This is a genomic window from Amycolatopsis rhabdoformis, assembly GCF_035918295.1.
Classification (GTDB): Bacteria; Actinomycetota; Actinomycetes; order Mycobacteriales; family Pseudonocardiaceae; genus Amycolatopsis; species Amycolatopsis rhabdoformis.
On the sequence record NZ_CP142149.1, the window covers coordinates 9,023,504 to 9,043,520 of the forward strand.

Here is a 20,017-nt window from a genome sequence, read left to right on the forward strand (position 1 = left end):
ACGACGGGCGGCGATTGCCACGGCAACTTGCCATTCCGGCGGCGGCTTGCCGTGGCAAGCCGCCGCCGGAATGGCAAGTGGGTGGGGTCAGTGGCGAGTTGCCGCGAGGAAGGCAAGCCAAGCGGCGGCCGGCACGGTGAGGTGGCCGGCCGCACGGTCCTTGGTGTCCCGGATGCCGACCATGACGCTGGTAGTGGCAAGTGCGCTGGTGGTGGCAAGGTCCGGTGAAGCAGTGACCTCCACACAGTTGGCCTGGTCGCTGCTGTGGGAACTCTTGTGCCAGGCGCCGACCTCGATGCAGTTGGCCTGGCTGCTGCTGTAGGAGCTCTTGCGCCAAGCGTCGACCTCGATGCAGTTGGCTTGGTTGCTGCTGTGGGAACTCTTGTGCCAGGCGCCGACCTCGATGCAGTTGGCCTGGCTGCTGCTGTAGGTGCTCTTGCGCCAGGCGCCGATCTCGACACAGTTGGCTTGGTTGCTGCTGTAGGAGCTCTTGCGCCAGGTGGCGAGGTTGGCATCCGGGGCGATCATCTTCGCGGCTCCTCGGGAGGGTGGAGTTCGCCAATCAGCTTGACAAGTTGCCGAGCGGATTCCTCTCGTGACAATGCAATGGCACGAAGGCTGCTCCAGGCAACCTTAGCACGCGCGACCCCCGCATCTTCCTCGATGAAGCTGCTTGTGCCATTGCTCTCGGCATAGGCGAGAGTGGGCCCGTTGATGAATTCGAGAAGCACGAGCAGTCCCGCCAGTCCGATGTGTGCGCCGGCAGCGAACGGTACGATCTGGATTACCACGTTCGAGCGATTGGTCAGATTCTGCAGGTTTCGTAACTGTGTGCGCATGACCTCGCTGCTGCCGACCACTCGCCGCACCGCGCTTTCTTCGATGAGCAGGTGAACGGTTGGCGGGTTGTGTCGACTGAGAACCAATTGTCGATTCGATCGCGCGGCGACCAGCTTCTCGATCTCGGTTTCGGACAGGTGTGGTTCCATCGCGCGCAGCAGCGCGCGCGAGTACTCCGGAACCTGTGCCAGCCCAGGGATCAGCAGTGGCTCGAAGTTCTTGATGGCCGCCGCCTCGTCCTCGATGCGGATGAGGTCCTTCCAGCTCGGCGGCAGCTTCCCGTGGATCTCATGCCAGTTGCGCTCTTCTCCCTCCCTCACCAGTGCCATGAGTTCTTGCCGCAAAACCGAAGGTGCGCGCAGGAAGCCGAGGATCGCGGCGACGTCGTCGGCGTACAGCCCGCGGTCCCCGGTTTCCATCCGGCTGATTTTGCTCTCAGAGAAATCGACTCCTACCGCCACGTCTCTGCAGGTCAGTTTCCGTTGCACGCGAAGCGCGCGCAGTTCCGCCGAGACTCGGCGTTGGCGCACCGAAGTGCCCTTTTGTTTCGTCATGTCGTTACTTTGTCCTCTTGCCACGGCGGCACGAAAGATCGCTCACCTGAAGGAAGGTTGCGTGCAGATCTGGCATCGGGAGAGCGTTTCGCTCGTGTTCCCGCGGAGGAGGAAACCCATGCAGCAGTCCTGGCGGATCAGTGGAGCGTACGCCAACTGGAGGATCATTGTCAGCATCGAGGCGCCGGACGACTCGAACGCTCCGGATGTGCCGGAGTGGCCGGTCGACAAGTTGGCGCCCGTGGTGGGGCATTTCTTCGAGGCGGTGAACTACTACGAGATGAGCCGAGACGCGGACGAGTCGCGGCAGCTAAGTTAGGCGGCATGGATGTGCACGTCGTCGATCACCCGTTGGCCAAGGCCCGCCTGTCCACGATGCGTGACGCACGCACGGACAGCGCCGCGTTCCGGGCCGCGCTGCATGAGCTGACCATGATGCTCGTGTACGAGGCCACGCGCGACGTGCCGGTGCGCACCGAGCGGATCCACACGCCCGTCGCGCGCACGGAGGGCTACCGGCTGGCCAGCCCGCCGCTGCTGGTCCCCGTGCTGCGCGCCGGCCTCGGCATGGCCGACGAGGCCCACAAGATGATCCCCGACGCGCAGATGGGCTTCGTCGGCCTCGCGCGTGACGAGGAGACGCTGAAGCCGACGCCCTACCTCGAGTCGCTGCCGGAAACGCTGGCCGACCGGCCCGTGATGGTGCTCGACCCGATGCTCGCGACCGGCGGCTCGATGGAGTACACGATCCGGCTGCTCACCGACCGCGGGGCCACGGACGTCACGGCCATCTGCGCCCTGGCCGCCCCCGAAGGGCTCGCGCACCTGGAGAAGACCGGGCTGCCGGTCCGCGTGGTCACCGCCAGCATCGACGAGCGGCTCAACGACTCCGGCTTCATCGTCCCCGGCCTCGGCGACGCGGGCGACCGCCAGTACGGCGCGGTCTGAACCAACACCGTCTGATCCGACACCGTCAGAACCAGCCCCGGTCTGAACCAGCACCACCTCCGGAAAGAAAGTCACAACAAACCCCGGCGACCCGGCCCCTTCCCGATGTGACCATCCAAGGGGTGACCGTGGACGCCGAGCTCTTCGGGCGCGCGGCAGGCGGGGACGAGAGGGCGTTCGGCGAACTGTTCGAACGCCACGCGCAGTCGGTGTGGAACCACGCCTACCGGCTGACCGGGTCGTGGGCGGTGGCCGAGGACCTGACGTCCCACACGTTCCTGATCGCGTGGCGCAAGCGCGCCGAGCTGAAGCTGATCAGGGACAGCGCGCTGCCGTGGCTCTACACCGTGGCGGGCAACCTCGCCCGCACCGAACACCGTGGCGCGCAACGACGGCTGCGGCTGCTGAGACGGATCCCCGAACCATCGCGGATCTCCGACCACGCCGACGCCGTGGCCGATCAGGTCGACGGCGAAGAACGCCTGAAGGCCGTGCTCGACGCCGTGCGGAAGCTGCCGAAGGCGCAACAGCAGGTGGTGGAGCTGTGCTTGCTCGGCGAGCTGCCGGCCGCCGACGCGGCGGCGCTGCTCGAAGTCGCGGAGGTCACCGTCCGCTCGCACCTGTCCCGGGCGCGAGCCCACCTGCGTGCGCTCCTCCACGAGAAAACAGCCGAGAAAACACTGGAGGAGAAATGATCGACAACCTCCCCCCGCGCCGCGAGCTGCCGCCCGACGTACGCGACCGCATCCGGCTCAAGATGCGCGCCGGGATCGCCGAACCGGCCCGCAGCCGGCGGCCGGTCTGGCTCGCCGCGGCGGCCGTGGTGGTGCTCGCCGCCGGCGCGGTGTTCGCGACCGGCGTACTGCGCGACCGCGCCAACGGACCGGTCGCACCCGCCGCGCCGGCCACGACGGGGTCCGCCCAGCTGCAAGACGCGGTCGACCGGTGCTGGAACGCGGCGAAAACCCGCGGCAAGGCCCTCGCCCTCCCACGCGACTGGCAGCTGAAGATCATCTTCAACCACGGGACCACGCTGGTCCTCGCGGCGATGGTCGGCGACCGGCCGCTGTTCTGCGAGACGACGCTGACCTCGGTCACCGTTTCCGACCCGGCAGCGAAACCCGTCCCGGTGCCCGGCACCCGGAGCACGGTGCTCCTGCGCACGGCCGACGGCCTGATCGCGGGCGTGGCGGACCCGGCGTGGCATGCGATTTCGGCGGCCCCGGCCGGGGCGCTGATCCTGCCCGACAGCGCGACGCCGGCCTGGTGGATTTCGCCGGTGACCCACCAGTTCGTGGCGTTCACCGACGCGGGCCCGGACGTGCCGGTCACACTCGGGCCACTGAACACCACCGGCGCCTCGGCGGACGCCCTCGTGACGGCGCCGGCCCCGCTGGTCACGACCGTCGACCGGCCCGCGCCCGCGGAGCGGACGTCCGTGGCCGGGAAGTTCCTCGGCGAATGCCTCGCCGGGTCGCCGCTGCAGCTGCCCGACCGCGACGCCTGGGTCGCCGGCGCGCACCTCGGCTGGAACGGTCGCGAGATCGTCGTCGCGCGGCTCGGGTCGCGGGTGATCAGCTGCTCGGCGCGGCCGTACCCGGGCAAGCCCGGGCGGACGTACTACAACATCGATCCCGACCAGCAGATGCTGAAGCCGGGGCTGGGCGGCGGGATGTTCGCCCAGGTGCTGGCGCCGGTGAAGGAGACCGGTGAGCCGGAGCAGTCCGCGCTCGTCGGGGGCCTGCCGGAGAACGTGACGAGGGTTTCGGTCACCTACCCCGGCGGCCGGCACGTCGACGCGGTGGTGGCGCACGGGACGTTCGCCGTCTGGCACACCGACGCCGACGACTCGTCCACTGTGGACGCCCGCACGAACGTGAAGGCCTACGACGCCCAGGGCAAGCTCGTGATCGAGGCTTCGCTCAAGCTGATCTGAGCCGAACCCGATCACCCGGCAGATCCGGGTGATCGGGCCGGGTTCACTTCTTCAGCCAGCCGGAAGTGTTGGCGCGCAAAGCTTCCTCATACGCCCCGCTCACGCTGAACTCCGGCGGCAGGTTGCCCGACAGCTCCAGTGACACCAGGCCGTGGACCAGGCCCCACGCGCTCACGATGATCACCTCGGGCGCGACGTCCGCGAACTGCCCCGAAGCGATCCCGCGCCGCACGGCGTCCTCGAGGGGTTCGAGGGTGGCGCGGGCCAGGCGGTCGGCGTCGGCGTTGGGCTCGAAGCCGGGTACGGATCTGGTGAACATGATCGCGTACAGGTGCGGGTCGGCCTGCGCGCTGGCGCGGTAGGCGACGCCGAGGTGGACGAGGTCCGCCACGGCGTCGCCGGTGCGCGCCACCGCTCGAAGGCGCTCGCCGAAGCGCCGGAAACCTTCGACGTACAGCGCGTTGACCAGGTCCGGCTTGCTGCCGAACAGGGAGTACACGGCCGTGGTCGAGGTGCCGGCGTCGGCGGCGAGCTTGCGCAGGGACAGGGCCTTGGGGCCGTCGGCGGAGATGAGCTCGCCGGCCCGGTCCAGCAGCTTCAGCCGGAGGGCTTCGTCGTGCGTACGGGGACGGGGCATGCGCTCAGCGTAACGCAACGGTGTTACGGTACGCGACCCTTCGTGGGGTGATCCGCGGCGTGATCCTGTCCTCGATCAGCAGCGGACGGCGGTGGCGTGCGCCGGGTCGAGGGCGTTGAGCGTGAGGCCGTAGACCGTCTTCGAGTAGCTCAGGCTGCCGTGGTCGGCGAAGTCGAACGGGCAGGTGTCCTGGATCCACTTGTTGTGCACCCCCGGCTCGTTGATGAACGCGGCGGTGCCGGCCGGCGTCACGACCCATTCGTTGCGGGTCTCGAGCACCGTGTAGTCCACTCCGGACTGCGTGATGCCACCGGATTCCACGGCCTTCACCACCGAAGAGCCCACGATCTGGTCGGCGCAGGCCGCGCACGCGGCACCGACGAGCGCTTCGCCGCCGGGGAAGACCTTCGCGAGGTAGGCGAGGCCGTCGAGCGAGGTGCCGTGGGTGGTGGGGGAGAGGCCGACGAACGCGTGGACCTTCGGCGCGCCGCCGAGGACCTTGAGGTAGTACTCGCCGATCAAGCCGCCCTGCGAGTGGCCGACGAGGTCGACCTGGCTCGCGCCGGTCTTGGTGAGCACCTGGTCCACGAACGTCTGCACCTGGCGGGCCGACGTGGCGACCGGGCCGATGGTCTGGATCAGCGCGTGGGCGTTGCCGCCGAGCGGGGTGGCGTAGACGCAGTAGCCGGCGTTGGCGAGCGTGGGGCCGAGGCCGGACCAGTCGTCGATCATGTTGCCGAAGGTGCCGGTGACCAGCACGACCGGGCGCGGGTGCGCGGCGCTCGGGGTGCAGGCGACGTTCACGCCGGCGGGTGAGGCCGCCGGGTTCGGCAGCGACTGCGCGATGCCGACCGCGATGTTCGGTGTGACGGGGTAGCGCGGCGCGGCGTCGGCCGGGGCGGCCAGCGTCAGTGTCAGCGCGATGGCGGCCAGCGCCGGTAACCAGCGGCGGAGCTTGCGTGAGGACATCGTCGGCCTCCGGAGTGAGCAAGATCTGAAACGTCAGTGCTTCAGATTGGTCCCGAGATTGCACCACGGCGGCCGGACCAGGCACAAGAGCGAATAGGGTGACGCCGTGACCCAGCCCGGACCGCGGGGCCGCTACGGCGGCCGCACCGCCGCCGAACGCCGTGCCGAGCGGCGCGAGCGCCTGATGACGGCCGGGCTGGAGCTGTTCGGCACGGCCGGGTACGCGGCGTCGACCGTCGGGCAGATCTGCCGCGAGGCGAACCTGTCCACGCGGCAGTACTACGAGGAGTTCGCCGACCGGGAAGCGCTGCTGATCGCGGTGTACGACCACGTGAACGCCGAAGCGCAGGCCGCCGTGGCCGAGTCGGTGAAAAACACGCACGGTGAGCCGCTCACCGAGCGGATCAAGGCCGCGCTCACGGTGTACGCGCTCACCACGGCCACCGATCTGCGCCGCGCGAAGGTGGCGTACGTGGAGATCGTGGGTGTGAGCCCCGGCGTCGAGGAGCACCGGATGGCGACGCGGGCGCGCTGGGTCGAGCTGATGCAGGCGTTGCTGAGCACCGGCATCGCCGACGGCGAGATCCCCGACCGCGACTACCGGCTGGCTTCGAGTGCCTACATCGGCGCCGCCAACGGCCTGCTGCAGGACTGGTGCGCCACGCCGGATCGGGCGCCGCTGGCCGACGCCGTGGCCGAGCTGGCCCGCATCTCCGCGGCGCTCACCGGCTGAAGCCACGGGCTGACCTGCGCAATTCGGAAATCACCTCACCCGGTCGGGATTTGACCTGGAGTGCGCTCCAGGTCGTAGTGTCGGACGTATGAGCTACTCGATAGCGGAAGCCGCACGACGTAGCGGCCTGTCGATAGACACCCTTCGGTACTACGAGCGGATCAAGCTCCTCGACCCGCCGGCCCGCGACGCGGCGGGGCGACGCGCGTACTCCGACGACGACCTGAGCTGGCTCGGGTTCCTCACCAAGCTGAGGCTCACCGGCATGCCGATCAAGAGCATGCGCGAGTACGCGTCGCTGCGGCGCCACGGCGTGGCCAGCGCCGGGCGGCGCAAGGCGATCCTCGTGGAGCAGCGTCAGTCGGTGGCGGACCGGATCGCCGAGCTGCAGGGGTGCCTCGACATCCTGGATTACAAGATCAGCAACTACGACCAGGTGGAACGCAAGGTGTTCGGCACCGCGTCCGCCATGGAGGAGATCTCCGCGTGATCGCGACGAGGAAACTCGGTCAGCTGGAAGTGAGTGCTCAGGGCCTGGGCTGCATGGGGATGAGCCAGGCGTACGGGGTGCGGGACGACGACAGCGAGTCGATCGCCACCGTGCACCGCGCGCTGGAGCTGGGGGTGACGCTCCTGGACACGGCCAACGTGTACGGGGCGGGCGAGAACGAGAAGCTGGTGGGCCGCGCGATCGCCGACCGGCGTGACCAGGTGGTGCTGGCCACGAAGTTCGGCATCGTCTGGACCGACGAAGGCATGAGCGCGCGAGGCGACGCCGCGTACGTGAAGCAGTGCTGCGACGAGTCGCTTCAGCGCCTCGGGGTCGACCACATCGACCTCTACTACCAGCACCGTGTGGACCCGAACACGCCCGTCGAGGAGACCTGGGGCGCGCTGGCCGAGTTGGTGGCCGCCGGAAAGATCCGGTACGCCGGGATCTCCGAGGCGAGCGCCGACACGATCCGGCGCGCGCACGCCGTGCACCCGGTTTCGGCGCTGCAGAGCGAGTGGTCGCTGTGGACCCGCGGCATCGAGGACGAGATCCTCGCCACCTGCCGGGAGCTGGGCATCGGCGTGGTGCCGTTCTCGCCGTTGGGCCGCGGTTTCCTGACCGGCGCGGTGACGTCGGTGAAGGACCTGCCCGAAGACGACATGCGCCGCAACATGCCGCGCTTCGCCGAGGGGAACTTCGAGCGGAACATGGCCATTGTGGACGCGCTGCGTTCGCTCGCCGCCGACAAGGGCGTGACCGCGGGGCAGCTCGCGCTGGCGTGGGTGCAGGCGCAGGGCCAGGACGTGGTGCCGATTCCGGGGACGAAGCGGCGCAAGTACCTGGAAGAGAACGTCGCGGCGGCGCAGCTGGAGCTGTCCGAAGAGGACCTCGCGGCGATCGAGCAGGCGGCGCCGGCCGACGCGGTGGCGGGGGCGCGGTATCCGGAGCGGCTCGCGCGAGCGGCCGGCAAGTAAGGCTCGGTTCTCGCGATTAAGGGCGCCTTCCGCGATTTCCGCAAGGCGCCCTTCCCGGAACTCTCCACGAGCTGGTTCGCCCGCCGGGCACAAACGACTCGGGCACTGACGACTTGGGCACTGACGACTTGGGCGGCCGTTTCCCCGGCCGTGCCACGAAATTCGAGAGGAACACCATGGCTGGATCCACGCTGCCCACCCGCCGCCTCGGCACGCTCGAGGTGAGCGCGCAGGGCCTCGGCTGCATGGGGATGAGCGAGTTCTACGGCGAGGGTGACGACACCGAGTCGATCGCCACCATCCACCGCGCGCTGGAGCTGGGCGTGAGCCTGCTCGACACCGCCGACATGTACGGCCTGGGCGCCAACGAGGAGCTCGTCGGCCGCGCGATCGCCGACCGGCGCGACCAGGTCGTGCTGGCCACGAAGTTCGGTTTCGTGCGCGACCCGGAGGACCCGAGCAAGCGCGGCGTGCGCGGCGACGCGGCGTATGTGCGCGAAGCGGTCGAGAACTCGTTGCGGCGCTTGGGGATCGACCACATCGACCTGTACTACCAGCACCGCGTGGACCCGAACGTGCCGATCGAGGAGACGGTCGGGGCCATGGCGGAGCTGGTGCAGCAGGGCAAGATCCGCCACCTCGGGCTGTCCGAAGCCGGCGCCGAGACGATCCGGCGCGCGCACGCCGTGCACCCGATCTCGGCCGTGCAGACGGAGTGGTCGCTGTGGTCGCGTGACATCGAGGACGCCGTGGTGCCCGCGTGCCGCGAGCTGGGCATCGGACTCGTGCCGTACTCGCCGTTGGGCCGCGGTTTCCTCACCGGCAAGTTCACCAAGGCCGAGGACTTCGGCGCCGACGACTTCCGCCGCAACACCCAGCCGCGCTTCGCCGACGGCAACCTCGAGAAGAACGTCGCGATGGTCGAGGCGCTGCGCGCGCTGGCCACCGACAAGGGCGTGACCGCGGGGCAGCTCGCGCTGGCGTGGGTGCAGGCGCAGGGCGAAGACGTGGTGCCGATCCCGGGGACGAAGCGGCGCAAGTACCTGGAGGAGAACGTCGGGGCCGTGGCGCTCGAACTGTCCGAAGAGGACATCCGGGCGATCGAGACCGCGGTGCCGATCGACGAGGTCGCGGGCACGCGGTACGCCGAGGCGTCGATGAAGCTCCTGTCCCGCTGAGCCACTGACAACCGGACTGACGAACCGGCCGGGCTGCTGAACGGTGAAGGGCGCCTTGAGGGACGGGATTCCCTCAAGGCGCCCTTCACGGTTTCAGGCCGCACCCCGCTGACCACCCCACTTCACCCACCGCCAACCCACTGATCGGGATCTCTGAGCCTTTTCTGAGATCTCCGGATCAGGCTGTCGGCCGTCAGGCGAAGATCGAGGCTGGAGGCCGGTGTGGTGGACGACGTTCTGGACTATCTGGTGGTCGGTGCGGGGCCCGCGGGCTTGCAGCTCGGCCGGCAGCTCGAACAGGCGGGTCACCGCTACCTGGTGCTCGAAGCGGGCGCCGTGCCGGCCACGTTCTTCACGAGGTTCCCGCGTCACCGCACGCTGATCTCGATCAACAAGAAGCACACCGGCTGGACCGACCCGGAGCTCAACCTGCGCGTCGACTGGAATTCACTCCTCGACGACGGTCCCGACCCCCTGCTGTTCACCGACTACAGCGCCGAGCTCTTCCCGCCGGCCGAAGCGTTCCTGCGCTACACCGCCGATTACGCGGCGAAGCACAAAGTGGCCATCCGCTACGACAGTCGGGTGACGCGGATCAGTCGTGACCCGGAAAGCGCTCTCTTCGCGGTCACCGACGGCAACGGCAACACCTACACGACCCGGCGCCTGATCATGGCGACCGGCGTGAGCAAGCCGTACATCCCCGACGTTCCGGGCATGGAGCTGGTGGACCAGTACGCCGACTTCGACACCGACCCGGCGCCGTTCACCAACAAGCGCGTGCTCATCCTCGGCAAGGCCAATTCGGCCTTCGAGACCGCCGACAGCATCAACGCCTACGCGGCCGTGCTGCACGTCGCCGGGCCGCGGCCGGTGAAGCTCGCCTGGCGCACGCACTTCGTCGGCCACCTGCGCGCGTACAACGCCGGCGTGCTCGACATGTACCAGCTCAAGCTGCAGCACGCGATCCTCGACGGCGACGTGCGCGAGATCCGCAAGGACGAAGACGGCTACCACGTGAAGTTCGCGTTCGCGCGAGCCGACGAGGTGGTGAAGGAAATCCGCTACGACCGCGTGATCGCCGCCACCGGCTTCCGCTTCGACAACTCGATGTTCGACGAGGACTGCCGCCCCGAGCTCACGATCAACGACCGCTTCCCGGCGCAGACGTCGTCGTGGGAATCGGCGAACGTGCCCGACCTCTACTTCGCCGGCACGATCACGCAGGCCCGCGACTTCAAGAAGGCCACCAGCGGTTTCATCCACGGCTACCGCTACGGCGTGCGCGCGCTGTCGAAGGTGCTCGAAGAGCGCTACCACGACAACGAGTGGCCGCAGACCGTGCTCAAGGCCGAGACCGGCGAACTGGTGGACGCGGTGCTCAAGCGCATCAACCGCACGTCGGGGCTGTTCCAGCAGTTCGGCTTCATGGCCGACATTCTCGTGGTCGAGGGCGGTCAGGCGCGCTACCTCGAAGAGATGCCGGTGGACCGCTTCGCCGACAGTACGCTCAGCGACGCGGAAAACGCGTTTGTCATCACGCTCGACTACGGCCCGGACCACGACAAGGTGGACCCGTTCGACTTCACCGTGAAGCGCGCGAGCCAGGACGTGGCCAACGACAACGGCGAGAGCCACTACCTGCACCCGATCGTGCGCCACTACCGGCGCGGTGAGCTCGCGGCCACGCACCACGTGACGGAGAACCTCGAGAACGAGTGGGACCGTCCGGTGCACGTGGAGGCGCTTACCAAGTTCTTCACCGAGCAGCTGGCCTGACCCGTGCGCACGATCGCGGAGCTCGAAGCCGCGGCGCGCGAGCGGCTCGAGCCGGCGCACTACGACTTCTACGCGGGTGGCGCCGGCGACGAGCTGACCTTGCGCGCCAACGAAGAAGCCTTCAGCCGGCGCACGCTCGTGCCCCGCGTGCTGCGGGACGTGGCCAAACGCGACCTGGCCACCGAGCTGGTGGGCTCGCCGTTGTCGATGCCGGTGCTGGTGTCGCCGACGGCGTTCCACCGGCTCGCGCACCCCGACGGCGAGCGCGCGACGGCCCGCGCCGCCGCGAAAGCCGGCACGGTGCTGGTGGTGAGCATGGCCGCGACCACGGCCGTGGAGGACATCGCCGACGCGGCCCGCCAGGCCGCGGCCGATCCGGCGTTGTGGTTCCAGCTCTACCTGCAGCCGGACCTGGGCTTCACCGAGCACGTGGTGCGCCGGGCCGAACGAGCCGGTGTGCGGGCGTTCGTGGTCACGGTCGACTCGCCGGTGTTCGGCCGGCGCGAGCGCGACCACCGCAACGGGTTCCACGACCTGCCGCCGGGGCTGGTCGTGGAGAACCTGCGCGACGGCACCGGGCGGGTTCGCGACATCGAGATGCCGGCCGCGCTCACCTGGGACCAGGTGGAGTGGCTCAAGTGCACGACCGCGCTTCCGGTGCTGCTCAAGGGAGTGCTGCACCCGGACGACGCCCGGCTCGCGGTGGAGGCGCGCGTCGACGGGCTGCTCGTGTCGAACCACGGCGGCCGTCAGCTCGACACCGCCGTGTCTACTGTGGACGCTCTGCCCGCGCTGGCCGAGGCCGTGGCGGGCGCGATCCCGCTCGTGCTCGACGGCGGCGTGCGGCGGGGCACCGACGTGGTGAAGGCGCTCGCGCTGGGCGCCACGGCCGTCGGCGTCGGCCGGCCCGTGCTGTGGGGCTTGGCCGCGGCGGGTGAGGAAGGGGTGACCGAAGTGCTGGAACGGCTGCGTGAGGAGACCGACCACACGCTCGCGTTGTGCGGGGCCACCGCGCCGGGTGAGCTGACCGCGGACCTCGTCCGATGAGGCGGCTGCTCGCGGCCGCCGGGCTGGCCGGGCTCGTCGGTTCGCTGCCGAAGTGGCTGCCCGGCCGTGTGGTCGCGCTGCGGATGAGGATCTTCGCGCTGGTCAACGGCGACGAAGGCCTGCCGATCCCCGGCGAACGCGTGGGCGTGGGCGACTTCCGGCGCGTGTACGCCGACCCGGCGGCCAACGGGCGCAGCAAGGGCGCGGCCCTGTCGGACCTGTTCTGGTACTGGCTCGCGCCGGGCCCGCAGGTGCACCAGGAACACCTCGAAGCCGGGCCGCGCTACGACGAGGTCGCCAAGACCACGCGCCACATCCTCGTGAAAACGCGCGCGGAGTCCGAAGAGCTCACGCGGCGGGTGACCGAGCACGTGCTCGACGGTCTCGAAGCCGGCGACGGCCGGCTGATCCGGTTGCGGGACGAGATGATGCCGATCTGGGCCGAGCTGTACTACGAGCTCGTGTTCGGCGAACCGTGCCCGCCCGAGGCGCGCGACCTCATCGTGGGCCACGCCGACGACGTCGTGTCGGCGCTCAAGTGCGTGCGGCCCCGCAACATGCGCCGCCGCGCGAAGCTCACGAAGTACTTGAAGAAGCGCCTCGCGGACATCCCGCACGCGCTGCCGGCCCGGCTCACGCGCGACGAGCAGGTGTTCTACCTGCAGGGCACGTTCTTCAACACCGCCGTGGTGCAGATGTCGGAAGCGATGGCGCACCTGCTGATGATCATCGCGCAGCACCCCGACGTGCAGCGGCGCCTCGTGGCGAACCCGGACGACGACGAGTACCTCGACCGCGTGATCGACGAGGGCCTGCGCACGTATCCGCTCTTCGGCATCGCGCACCGCATCACCACCGCCGACATCGAGCTCACCGACACCACGATCGACGCCGGCACCGTGCTTCTCTTCAGCTACCCCGATTTCCACCACGCGGGGTTCGAACGGCCGGACGAGTTCGACCCTTCGCGCTGGGAAGCGCCCGAAGGGTGTCCGGCGCACGCCGGCTCGTCGGCGCTGTCGAAGAAAGACGCCAACTTCCTGCCCTTCGGCGTCGCCCAGAACCGCGCGTGCCCGGCCCGCGGCCTCGCGCCGATCACCATGCGCGTGGTCACCCGCGAGTTCCTGCGCCGTTACGCCGTGGCCTCCAGCGCGGCCCACACGCGCTCGATCCCCAACCGCGGCCCGGTTTTCCTCACCCCGCGCGGCTCGGCGCGCTCGACCCGCGGCCCGCTGGCCTACCTCGCCGTGCGCGACCGCTGGGAAGACGTGTGGCGCAGCCTCGCCCAGCTCGTGTTCGGCAGCTACATGGTGCTCGACGCGCGGCGCCAACGCCTGTGCGTGAACTACTTCGCGAACCACGGAGGCGAATGATGACCGCAGCGGAAGCGGCTCCCGCGTTTTTCCTCGCGGCGGTGGTGATCCTGGTGGTGGTGCGGCTGGTGACCATGCTCGCTGTGAAGCTCGGCCAGCCGCCGGTGGTCGGCGAGATGGTGTCGGGGGTGCTGCTGGGGCCGTCGCTGCTCGGGCTGCTGCTGCCCGGCGTGCAGTCGTACCTGTTCCCGGACACCGTGCGCACGCTCGTGTACCTCGGCGGACAGATCGGGCTCGTGCTCTACATGTTCGGCGCCGGCTACGAGTTCCGCACCAAGACCGTGCGGGAGTCGTCGAAGCTGGTGGCCGCGGTGTCGAGCGCGGGCACGGGGATCCCGCTGGTGCTGGGGGTCGGCGTCGCCGTGCTCGGAACGGGCTGGGTCGACATCCTCAAACCCGGTGTCTCGCCGGTGGTGTCGGCGGCGTTCGTGGGGGTCGCGATCGCGATCACGGCGTTCCCGATGCTCGCGCGGATCATCACCGAACGCGGGCTCACGAAGACGCGCTTCGGCTCGCTGGCGCTGGCGTGCGGCGCGGTCGACGACGTGCTCGCCTGGATCCTGCTGGCCGTGGTCGTGGGCCTGCACGCCGGTTCGGTGGGGCCGATCGCGCTGGCGCTGGGCGGTGGCGTGGTGTTCGCGCTGTTCGTGTGGATCGTGGCGCGGCGGGTGTTCGCGAAGATGTTCGCCAGCCAGAAGATGTCGGTGGACCAGCGGCTTCTCGTGACCGCGATGATCCTGTTCGGTGCCGCTTGGTTCACCGACGAGATCGGGCTGTACGCGGTGTTCGGCGCCTTCGTGACCGGCATCGCCTTCCCGCGCGGGGAAGCGGCCGACGCAGTGGTGTCGAAGCTGCTGCCGGTGGGCAACATCGTGTTCCTGCCGCTGTTCTTCACCTACTCCGGCCTGAACACGCGCTTCGCGCTGCTGGCCGACCCGAGCCTGCTGCTGTTCGCGCTGCTGTGTGTGGTGGTGGCGATCGTCGGCAAGCTCGGTGCGTCTTGGGGTGCCGCGCGGCTGGCCGGGGAACCGCAGCCGATCGCGTTGCGCATCGGCGTGCTGGTGAACGCGCGGGGGCTGATGCAGCTGATCGCACTGAACGTGGGGCTGCAGGCCGGGATCGTGTCGCCGGCGCTGTTCACGGTGCTCGTGCTGGTGGCGCTCGTGACCACGATCATGACCGCGCCGGTGCTGAGCTGGCTCGATCGGCGTGATCGGAAGAAGTACTCGGCCGAACAGCTGCCGGAGTTCCTCCTTTCGGCCCAGCCGGCCGGAAAATGATCGATTCCCTACGAAAGTTGAGGGTTCAATCGGCGCGCTGACTGCGAGTATGGACCCGTGCACGATGAGGCAGGGACCGCAGCCCGGGTGCTCCTCGTGGAGGACGATCGGGAGCTGGCCGGAATGCTCTCCGAGCTGCTCGCGGACGAGGGTTACGAGGTGGAGCTGGCCCACGACGGCCAGCGCGGCCTGCACCGCGGGCTCACCGGGCACCACGACGTGATCGTCCTCGACCGGCGGCTGCCGGTGATGGACGGGCTCGAGGTGCTGGCCGGGCTCCGGCGCCGCGCCGTGACCGCGCGCGTGCTCGTGCTCTCGGCGCTGGGCGAGCTGGCCGACCGCGTGTCCGGGCTCGACGCGGGCGCCGACGACTACCTGGTGAAACCGTTCGAGACCGACGAGCTGCTGGCCCGGCTGCGCGCGCTGTGCCGGCGTGATCTCGACGGCGCCGAATGCCTGCCGCTCGGCACCGCGGCTCTGGACCTGCAGCGCCACGAGGTGGTGCTGCCGCGCGGTGAACGCGTGACGCTGTCGGGGCGCGAGTTCGAGCTGCTGCGCACGCTCGCGCAGCGGCCGAAGGCCATCCACCCGCGCGAGGCGCTGCGCACGCACGTGTTCGCCGACTCGACCGGCGAGTCCATTGTGGACACCTACGTGTACTACCTGAGACGCAAGCTGGGGCGCGACGTGGTGAAGACCGTGCACGGCCTCGGGTACCAGATCGGGGCCATGTGACGGTGATCGTCGATCCCGACGCGCGGGCGCTGCGGCGCGCGCGGCGGACGATCGCGAGCCAGATCGCCGTGGTGATCACGCTGGTCGTGCTCGCCGCCGGCGCCATCGCGTACTGGGTGCTGGTGCACGGCCAGCACGAGGAGGTCGACCGGCAGATCGACTACACGCTGGCCCAGGGCCTTTCGGTGACACCGCCGGGCTGCGTGTTCCTGGTGACGCCGGCCGGCCACGTGCCGGCCGTGCTGCCGTTCGCGCCGCCGGCCGCGCCCGCCGTGCCGCCGGGTGGTGCGGTGACCACCGAGCAGGAGCTGGCCGGGTCGACGTTCACCGTGCGCGCGGTGGACCACGGCGGCCAGGTGTGGCAGGTCTTCGTGGACCAGCGCTACCAGGCCGCCGACCGCAAGCAGTTGCTGATGGGCCTGGTGATCGCCGAACTCGTGGTGCTGCTCGTGTCGGTGTTCAGCGGCTACGTTTTGGCCGCGCGTGCGATCCGGCCGCTCGGCGAGGCGTTGCGGCGCCAGCGCACCTTCGTGGCCGACGCGTCGCACGAGCTGCGCGCACCGCTCACGCGCCTGCACACCCGCGCGCAGCTTCTCGCGCGGCGCGCCCGGCAGGCGCCGGTGCCCTCGGACGACCTCGACCTGCTGGTGTCCGGCACGCGGGAGCTGGGGGAGGTCGTGGAGGACCTGTTGCTCTCCACGCAGGCCTGCAACGAGCGGCCGCTGCTGGAGCCGGTGAAGCTCGGGCTGCTGGCCGAGCAGGCGGTGGCGGCCGAGGCCGTGCGCGCCGAGGACCGGCGCGTGCGCATCGAGGTGCGCCGGTCGCCGGGGCTGGTCGACGTGGTGCCGGGGGTGCCGGCGGCGCTGCGGCGGGTGCTTTCGGCGTTGCTGGACAACGCCATCGGCCACACCCCGCCCGGCGGCTCGATCGAGGTGACGCTGGCGAACCCGGACGACCGGCACGTGGAGATCCGCGTGGCCGACACCGGCGTGGGCTTCGCGCAACGCGACGCCGAGCGGCTGTTCGAACGCTTCGCGCACGGCGACGAGGGCGAGGGGCGCCGGTTCGGGCTCGGGCTGGCGCTGGTGCACGAGGTGGTGACCGGACACGGCGGAACCATTGCGGCGGCGGGGAAACCGGGCGTCGGGGCCACGTTCACACTGCGGTTCACGAGGGCGGAGAGCGCGCGCGTCTCAACATGAGACGCCTGGCTGCCCCGCGGTGGTCTAGGACTGGGGTGACCGCACCCGGAACGTCGCCCAGTCCTAGTAGACGCAGGAGCAGCTGCCATGACGATCTCCGACGAGTTGTGCTGGATACCGGCTTCCGAGCTGGCCGGGAAGATCCGCCGGGGCGAGGTGACCCCCACCGACGTGGCCGAACAGGTCGTGGCACGGATCGAGACGGTGGATCCCGAAGTGAACGCGTTCGTCACCTTCGACCGCGAACAGGTACTGCGCGACGCGGCGGAGCTCACGGCGGCGCAGCGGCGCGGTGACGAACTCGGCCCGCTGCACGGCGTGCCGTATTCGATCAAGGACCTCACGGCCGTGGCCGGGCTGCCGCTCACGTTCGGGCTGGCGCCGTTGAAGGACAACATCCCCGATCGCGACGCGGCGGTCGTCACGCGGATGCGCGAGTCGGGTGGGCTGTTCCTCGGCAAGACGAACACGATCGAGAGCGGCTACCACTGCGGCAGCACCGACAACCACCTTTTCGGGCCCACGCACAACCCGTGGAAGCACGGCAGCATCGCCGGCGGGTCGAGCGGGGGCGCGGCGGCCGCGGCGGCGGCCGGGATGGGGCAGCTGCACGAAGGCAGCGACGGAGCCGGCTCGGTGCGTTCGCCGTCTTCGCTGTGCGGGGTCGTGGGGCTGAAGCCGACGGGCGGGCGCATTCCGCAGAGCATCCTGCCGGGCCGCTACAACACCTGGGTGCACCACGGGCCGATCACGCGCACGGTCACCGACAACGCGCTGATGCTGAACATCCTCGCCGGCAAGGACTCCTCCGACCCGACGAGCCTGCCCGACGACGTGATCGACTACGTCGCCGAGATCGACCACGACATCAAGGGCTGGCGCGTCGCCTACTCACCCGATCTCGGCTACGCGCAGGTGGACCCGGAGGTCGCCGAGATCTGCCGCACGGCGATGGCCGCGTTCGAAGAGCTCGGCGCGCACGTCACCGAGGCCACGCCGGCCTGGGGCAACCCGGTCGAGGCGATGTGGAACGGCGTGTGGGTACCCGGCATCGGCAGCGGCTACGACCTGGTCGACTGGGAGAACGAGCGCGGCCGCGTGGACGACAACCTGATCGAGCTGATGCACGAGGCCGAGCGGCTGACCGGCGTCGACGTCGCGCGCGCCGACGTGTTCCGCGGCGCGATGTGGGACACCTTCGCCGACTTCATGACCGGCTACGACCTGCTCGTGTGCCCGACGCTGACCGACGCGGCGTTCCCGCTCACGCAGTTCGCGCCCGACCGGCTGCTCGACGCGCCGCTGCGGCGCCAGGCGCTGGAGTGGGTGCTGACCTTCCCGTTCAACATGCTCACCACCCCGGCCATCTCCGTGCCCGCCGGCTTCACCTCCGACGGCCGGCCGGTCGGCCTGCAGATCACCGGACGGCAGCAGGCCGACGCCGCCGTGCTGCGGGCGGCGGCCAACTTCGAGCGGGCGCGGCCGTGGGCGCAGCATCGACCGTGACAGTGTTTTAAAACGGTGTTATGGTTACTTCCGGAGAACGCTCTGGGAGGAGAAAGCCATGCACGGACCCGTTCAGCTGTTCACTGTCATCGCCCTCGTGTCGCTGCCCACCGTGATGTACGGCGGCTACGCGCTCATGGGGCTGCTCAAGCGCGGCGCGCTCGACGACCGGCAGAAGGGCTTCTTCCGCGCCGGCCATGCGCACGCCGGCGTGCTGCTGGTGCTCGCGCTGGTGGCGTTGCAGGTGCTCGACCGCAGTGGGCTCTCGGACCCGCTGCGGTGGGTGGTGTGCTTCCTGCTGCTGTTCGGCGTGCTCGCGCAGTCGGGCGGGTTCTTCGTGGCGATGCTGCGCACCCGAGTCGGCATGTCGATCACCACGGCCGGCGCGGTGCTGCTGGGTGCGGCCATGCTGACGACGGCGTACGGGGTGGCCTTCCTTTAAGCGTTGGGCGCGGTCGTTAAGCTTGATGACGTGCCTGAATACCTGTCGACCGCGCCTGTCAAGGGGACCCGAGACTTCGTCCCCGCCGAAATGTCCGTTCGCACGCAGGTGTTCGGCCATCTCTACGACGTGCTCGAGCGCTACGGCTTCCTGCGCTACGACGGGCCCGTGCTCGAGCCCGCGGAGGTCTACGAGCGCAAGTCGGGCCAGGAGATCGCCGACCAGCAGCTGTACACGCTCACCACGAAGGGCGGCGAACGGCTTGCGCTGCGGCCGGAGATGACGCCGTCGGTGGCGCGGATGATCGCCGGCAACGCGAAGTCGCTGTCGTTCCCCGTGCGCTGGTACAGCCACCCCAACTGCTTCCGCTACGAGCGTCCGCAGCGCGGCCGCGTGCGCGAGCACTGGCAGATCAACGCGGACATCTTCGGTTCCGAGAGCGCGAACTGCGAGATCGAGATGTTCGAGCTCATCCACGACCTCATGGAGTCGGTGGGTGCGTCGTCGGACATGTTCGCCGTGCGCGTGAACGACCGGAACCTGCTCACCTCGGCGCTCACCGACGTGGTCGGCGTTTCGCCGGAGCACCTGCCGGCCGTGTTCGGGCTGGTGGACCGCTGGGAGAAGACGTCGGCGGAGGAGCACGCTTCCGCGGCCGAGGAGATCGGGCTCACGGACAAGCAGTTCGAGAAGCTCACCGAGGCCCTCGGCTCCGGCGCCGCGCTGCTCGACGAGCTGCCCGCCGAGGTCAAGGAGAAGTCGAACCTGGTGCGCGTGCTGTCCAGCTCGGCCGCGAGCCTGGTGCAGTTCGAGCCGATGATCGTGCGCGGGCTGGCGTACTACACGTCCACGGTGTTCGAGGTCTTCGACACCTCGCCGAAGAACCGCCGCGCGCTGTTCGGCGGTGGCCGCTACGCCGACCTGGCGTCGATGTTCACCAAGGAACAGATCCCGGGCATCGGCTTCGGCATGGGCGACGTGACGCTCATCGACTTCCTCGACACCCACGGCCTCACGCCCACCCCGCGCAACGAGGTCGACGTGATGGTCATCCCGGTCACCGAGGAGCTCACCGACGCGGCCCGCCAGGTCGCGACCTCCCTGCGGCGCGCGGGCCTGCGCACGTCGACGCCGCTGGAGCACCGCAAGCTCGGCAAGGAGCTCACGCGCGCCGACAAGGCCGGTGCGTCCGCCGTGGTGATCGTGGGCCAGGAGGACTGGGACGGCGGCCGGGTGACCGTGCGCAGTCTGGCCACGCGGGAGCAGCAGCAGGTGGAGCTGGCCGAGGTGCCGGCGACGGTGAACGCGTTGGTGACGCCGGCCGATCCGGCTTGACGGTTGTGCTTGAAGGACCGCCCTGCCGAGTTTCGGCAGGGCGGTTTTTCGTTGCG

At 69.7% G+C, this 20,017-nt stretch carries 21 protein-coding genes; 17 read left to right on the forward strand and 4 right to left on the reverse strand.

Translation table 11 applies throughout. The annotated features are described in order from the left end of the window. Positions 1-87: 87 nt before the first annotated feature. On the reverse strand, positions 88-528 hold the full coding sequence (locus tag VSH64_RS41965; RefSeq protein ID WP_326568270.1) for a DUF397 domain-containing protein: 441 nt from the start codon (positions 526-528) through the stop codon (positions 88-90). After that, positions 525-1,394 (reverse strand): helix-turn-helix domain-containing protein, encoded by an 870-nt coding sequence (locus tag VSH64_RS41970; RefSeq protein WP_326568271.1) that lies wholly within the window; start codon positions 1,392-1,394, stop codon positions 525-527. Before VSH64_RS41970 ends, VSH64_RS41965 begins: the two co-directional genes overlap by 4 nt. A 118-nt stretch (positions 1,395-1,512) precedes the next feature. On the opposite strand from VSH64_RS41970, the gene VSH64_RS41975 reads away from it, so the two are divergent. From VSH64_RS41975 to VSH64_RS41990, 4 genes are all read left to right on the forward strand, one after another. After that, the gene (locus tag VSH64_RS41975) at positions 1,513-1,713 is read left to right on the forward strand and encodes a hypothetical protein (RefSeq protein ID WP_326568272.1); all 201 of its coding nucleotides are present in this window, start codon (positions 1,513-1,515) and stop codon (positions 1,711-1,713) included. Between the two features lie 5 nt (positions 1,714-1,718). Beyond that, complete coding sequence (gene upp, locus VSH64_RS41980; RefSeq protein WP_326568273.1) at positions 1,719-2,342, forward strand: uracil phosphoribosyltransferase; 624 nt, start codon at positions 1,719-1,721, stop codon at positions 2,340-2,342. A 122-nt stretch (positions 2,343-2,464) separates the two neighbouring features. After that, positions 2,465-3,037, forward strand: coding sequence for an RNA polymerase sigma factor (locus tag VSH64_RS41985; protein ID WP_326568274.1), 573 nt, complete (start codon positions 2,465-2,467; stop codon positions 3,035-3,037). Then, positions 3,034-4,278: a hypothetical protein gene (locus VSH64_RS41990; protein ID WP_326568275.1), complete on the forward strand. Its 1,245-nt coding sequence runs from the start codon at positions 3,034-3,036 to the stop codon at positions 4,276-4,278. Before VSH64_RS41985 ends, VSH64_RS41990 begins: the two co-directional genes overlap by 4 nt. Before the next feature lie 43 nt (positions 4,279-4,321). On the opposite strand, the gene VSH64_RS41995 is transcribed toward VSH64_RS41990, so the two are convergent. Further along, positions 4,322-4,915 carry a TetR/AcrR family transcriptional regulator gene (locus tag VSH64_RS41995; RefSeq protein ID WP_326568276.1) on the reverse strand — a complete coding sequence of 198 codons (594 nt, stop codon included), beginning with the start codon at positions 4,913-4,915 and terminating at the stop codon, positions 4,322-4,324. 75 nt (positions 4,916-4,990) lie between these two features. Further along, a complete protein-coding gene (locus VSH64_RS42000; protein ID WP_326568277.1) occupies positions 4,991-5,884 on the reverse strand; it encodes an esterase/lipase family protein in 894 nt (297 codons plus the stop codon). Between the two features lie 106 nt (positions 5,885-5,990). Here VSH64_RS42000 and VSH64_RS42005 point away from each other — a divergent pair, with 106 nt between their 5' ends. From VSH64_RS42005 to hisS, 13 genes are all read left to right on the forward strand, one after another. After that, on the forward strand, positions 5,991-6,617 hold the full coding sequence (locus VSH64_RS42005; RefSeq protein ID WP_326568278.1) for a TetR/AcrR family transcriptional regulator: 627 nt from the start codon (positions 5,991-5,993) through the stop codon (positions 6,615-6,617). 88 nt (positions 6,618-6,705) lie between these two features. Further along, positions 6,706-7,107: a MerR family transcriptional regulator gene (locus VSH64_RS42010; RefSeq protein ID WP_326568279.1), complete on the forward strand. Its 402-nt coding sequence runs from the start codon at positions 6,706-6,708 to the stop codon at positions 7,105-7,107. Then, positions 7,104-8,084: an aldo/keto reductase gene (locus VSH64_RS42015; RefSeq protein ID WP_326568280.1), complete on the forward strand. Its 981-nt coding sequence runs from the start codon at positions 7,104-7,106 to the stop codon at positions 8,082-8,084. Before VSH64_RS42010 ends, VSH64_RS42015 begins: the two co-directional genes overlap by 4 nt. A gap of 176 nt (positions 8,085-8,260) precedes the next feature. After that, positions 8,261-9,262: an aldo/keto reductase gene (locus tag VSH64_RS42020; RefSeq protein WP_326568281.1), complete on the forward strand. Its 1,002-nt coding sequence runs from the start codon at positions 8,261-8,263 to the stop codon at positions 9,260-9,262. A gap of 225 nt (positions 9,263-9,487) precedes the next feature. Further along, the gene (locus tag VSH64_RS42025; protein ID WP_326568282.1) at positions 9,488-11,041 is read left to right on the forward strand and encodes an NAD(P)-binding domain-containing protein; all 1,554 of its coding nucleotides are present in this window, start codon (positions 9,488-9,490) and stop codon (positions 11,039-11,041) included. Between the two features lie 3 nt (positions 11,042-11,044). After that, positions 11,045-12,088 carry an alpha-hydroxy acid oxidase gene (locus VSH64_RS42030; protein WP_326568283.1) on the forward strand — a complete coding sequence of 348 codons (1,044 nt, stop codon included), beginning with the start codon at positions 11,045-11,047 and terminating at the stop codon, positions 12,086-12,088. Beyond that, positions 12,085-13,461: a cytochrome P450 gene (locus VSH64_RS42035; RefSeq protein ID WP_326568284.1), complete on the forward strand. Its 1,377-nt coding sequence runs from the start codon at positions 12,085-12,087 to the stop codon at positions 13,459-13,461. The genes VSH64_RS42030 and VSH64_RS42035 overlap by 4 nt, the downstream gene beginning before the upstream one ends. Beyond that, complete coding sequence (locus VSH64_RS42040) at positions 13,461-14,741, forward strand: cation:proton antiporter (RefSeq protein WP_326568285.1); 1,281 nt, start codon at positions 13,461-13,463, stop codon at positions 14,739-14,741. Before VSH64_RS42035 ends, VSH64_RS42040 begins: the two co-directional genes overlap by 1 nt. An 87-nt stretch (positions 14,742-14,828) precedes the next feature. After that, positions 14,829-15,476 (forward strand): response regulator transcription factor, encoded by a 648-nt coding sequence (locus tag VSH64_RS42045; RefSeq protein ID WP_326838188.1) that lies wholly within the window; start codon positions 14,829-14,831, stop codon positions 15,474-15,476. Positions 15,477-15,478: 2 nt separating this feature from the next. Further along, positions 15,479-16,678: a sensor histidine kinase gene (locus tag VSH64_RS42050; protein WP_326568286.1), complete on the forward strand. Its 1,200-nt coding sequence runs from the start codon at positions 15,479-15,481 to the stop codon at positions 16,676-16,678. Between the two features lie 87 nt (positions 16,679-16,765). Beyond that, positions 16,766-18,184 (forward strand): amidase, encoded by a 1,419-nt coding sequence (locus tag VSH64_RS42055; protein WP_326568287.1) that lies wholly within the window; start codon positions 16,766-16,768, stop codon positions 18,182-18,184. 58 nt (positions 18,185-18,242) lie between these two features. Continuing rightward, on the forward strand, positions 18,243-18,626 hold the full coding sequence (locus VSH64_RS42060) for a hypothetical protein (RefSeq protein ID WP_326568288.1): 384 nt from the start codon (positions 18,243-18,245) through the stop codon (positions 18,624-18,626). Between the two features lie 30 nt (positions 18,627-18,656). Next, the gene (gene hisS, locus VSH64_RS42065) at positions 18,657-19,961 is read left to right on the forward strand and encodes a histidine--tRNA ligase (protein WP_326568289.1); all 1,305 of its coding nucleotides are present in this window, start codon (positions 18,657-18,659) and stop codon (positions 19,959-19,961) included. The last annotated feature ends 56 nt before the right edge of the window (positions 19,962-20,017 follow it).

Coding starts and splice junctions, on each gene's coding strand:
- upp (WP_326568273.1), top strand. CDS start 1,719: ATGGATGTGCACGTCGTCGATCACCCGTTGGCCAAGGCCCGCCTGTCC.
- VSH64_RS42035 (WP_326568284.1), top strand. CDS start 12,085: ATGAGGCGGCTGCTCGCGGCCGCCGGGCTGGCCGGGCTCGTCGGTTCG.
- VSH64_RS41990 (WP_326568275.1), top strand. CDS start 3,034: ATGATCGACAACCTCCCCCCGCGCCGCGAGCTGCCGCCCGACGTACGC.
- VSH64_RS42060 (WP_326568288.1), top strand. CDS start 18,243: ATGCACGGACCCGTTCAGCTGTTCACTGTCATCGCCCTCGTGTCGCTG.
- VSH64_RS42020 (WP_326568281.1), top strand. CDS start 8,261: ATGGCTGGATCCACGCTGCCCACCCGCCGCCTCGGCACGCTCGAGGTG.
- VSH64_RS41975 (WP_326568272.1), top strand. CDS start 1,513: ATGCAGCAGTCCTGGCGGATCAGTGGAGCGTACGCCAACTGGAGGATC.
- VSH64_RS42040 (WP_326568285.1), top strand. CDS start 13,461: ATGACCGCAGCGGAAGCGGCTCCCGCGTTTTTCCTCGCGGCGGTGGTG.
- VSH64_RS41970 (WP_326568271.1), bottom strand. CDS start 1,394: ATGACGAAACAAAAGGGCACTTCGGTGCGCCAACGCCGAGTCTCGGCG.
- VSH64_RS41965 (WP_326568270.1), bottom strand. CDS start 528: ATGATCGCCCCGGATGCCAACCTCGCCACCTGGCGCAAGAGCTCCTAC.
- VSH64_RS42055 (WP_326568287.1), top strand. CDS start 16,766: ATGACGATCTCCGACGAGTTGTGCTGGATACCGGCTTCCGAGCTGGCC.
- VSH64_RS42010 (WP_326568279.1), top strand. CDS start 6,706: ATGAGCTACTCGATAGCGGAAGCCGCACGACGTAGCGGCCTGTCGATA.
- VSH64_RS42000 (WP_326568277.1), bottom strand. CDS start 5,884: ATGTCCTCACGCAAGCTCCGCCGCTGGTTACCGGCGCTGGCCGCCATC.
- VSH64_RS41995 (WP_326568276.1), bottom strand. CDS start 4,915: ATGCCCCGTCCCCGTACGCACGACGAAGCCCTCCGGCTGAAGCTGCTG.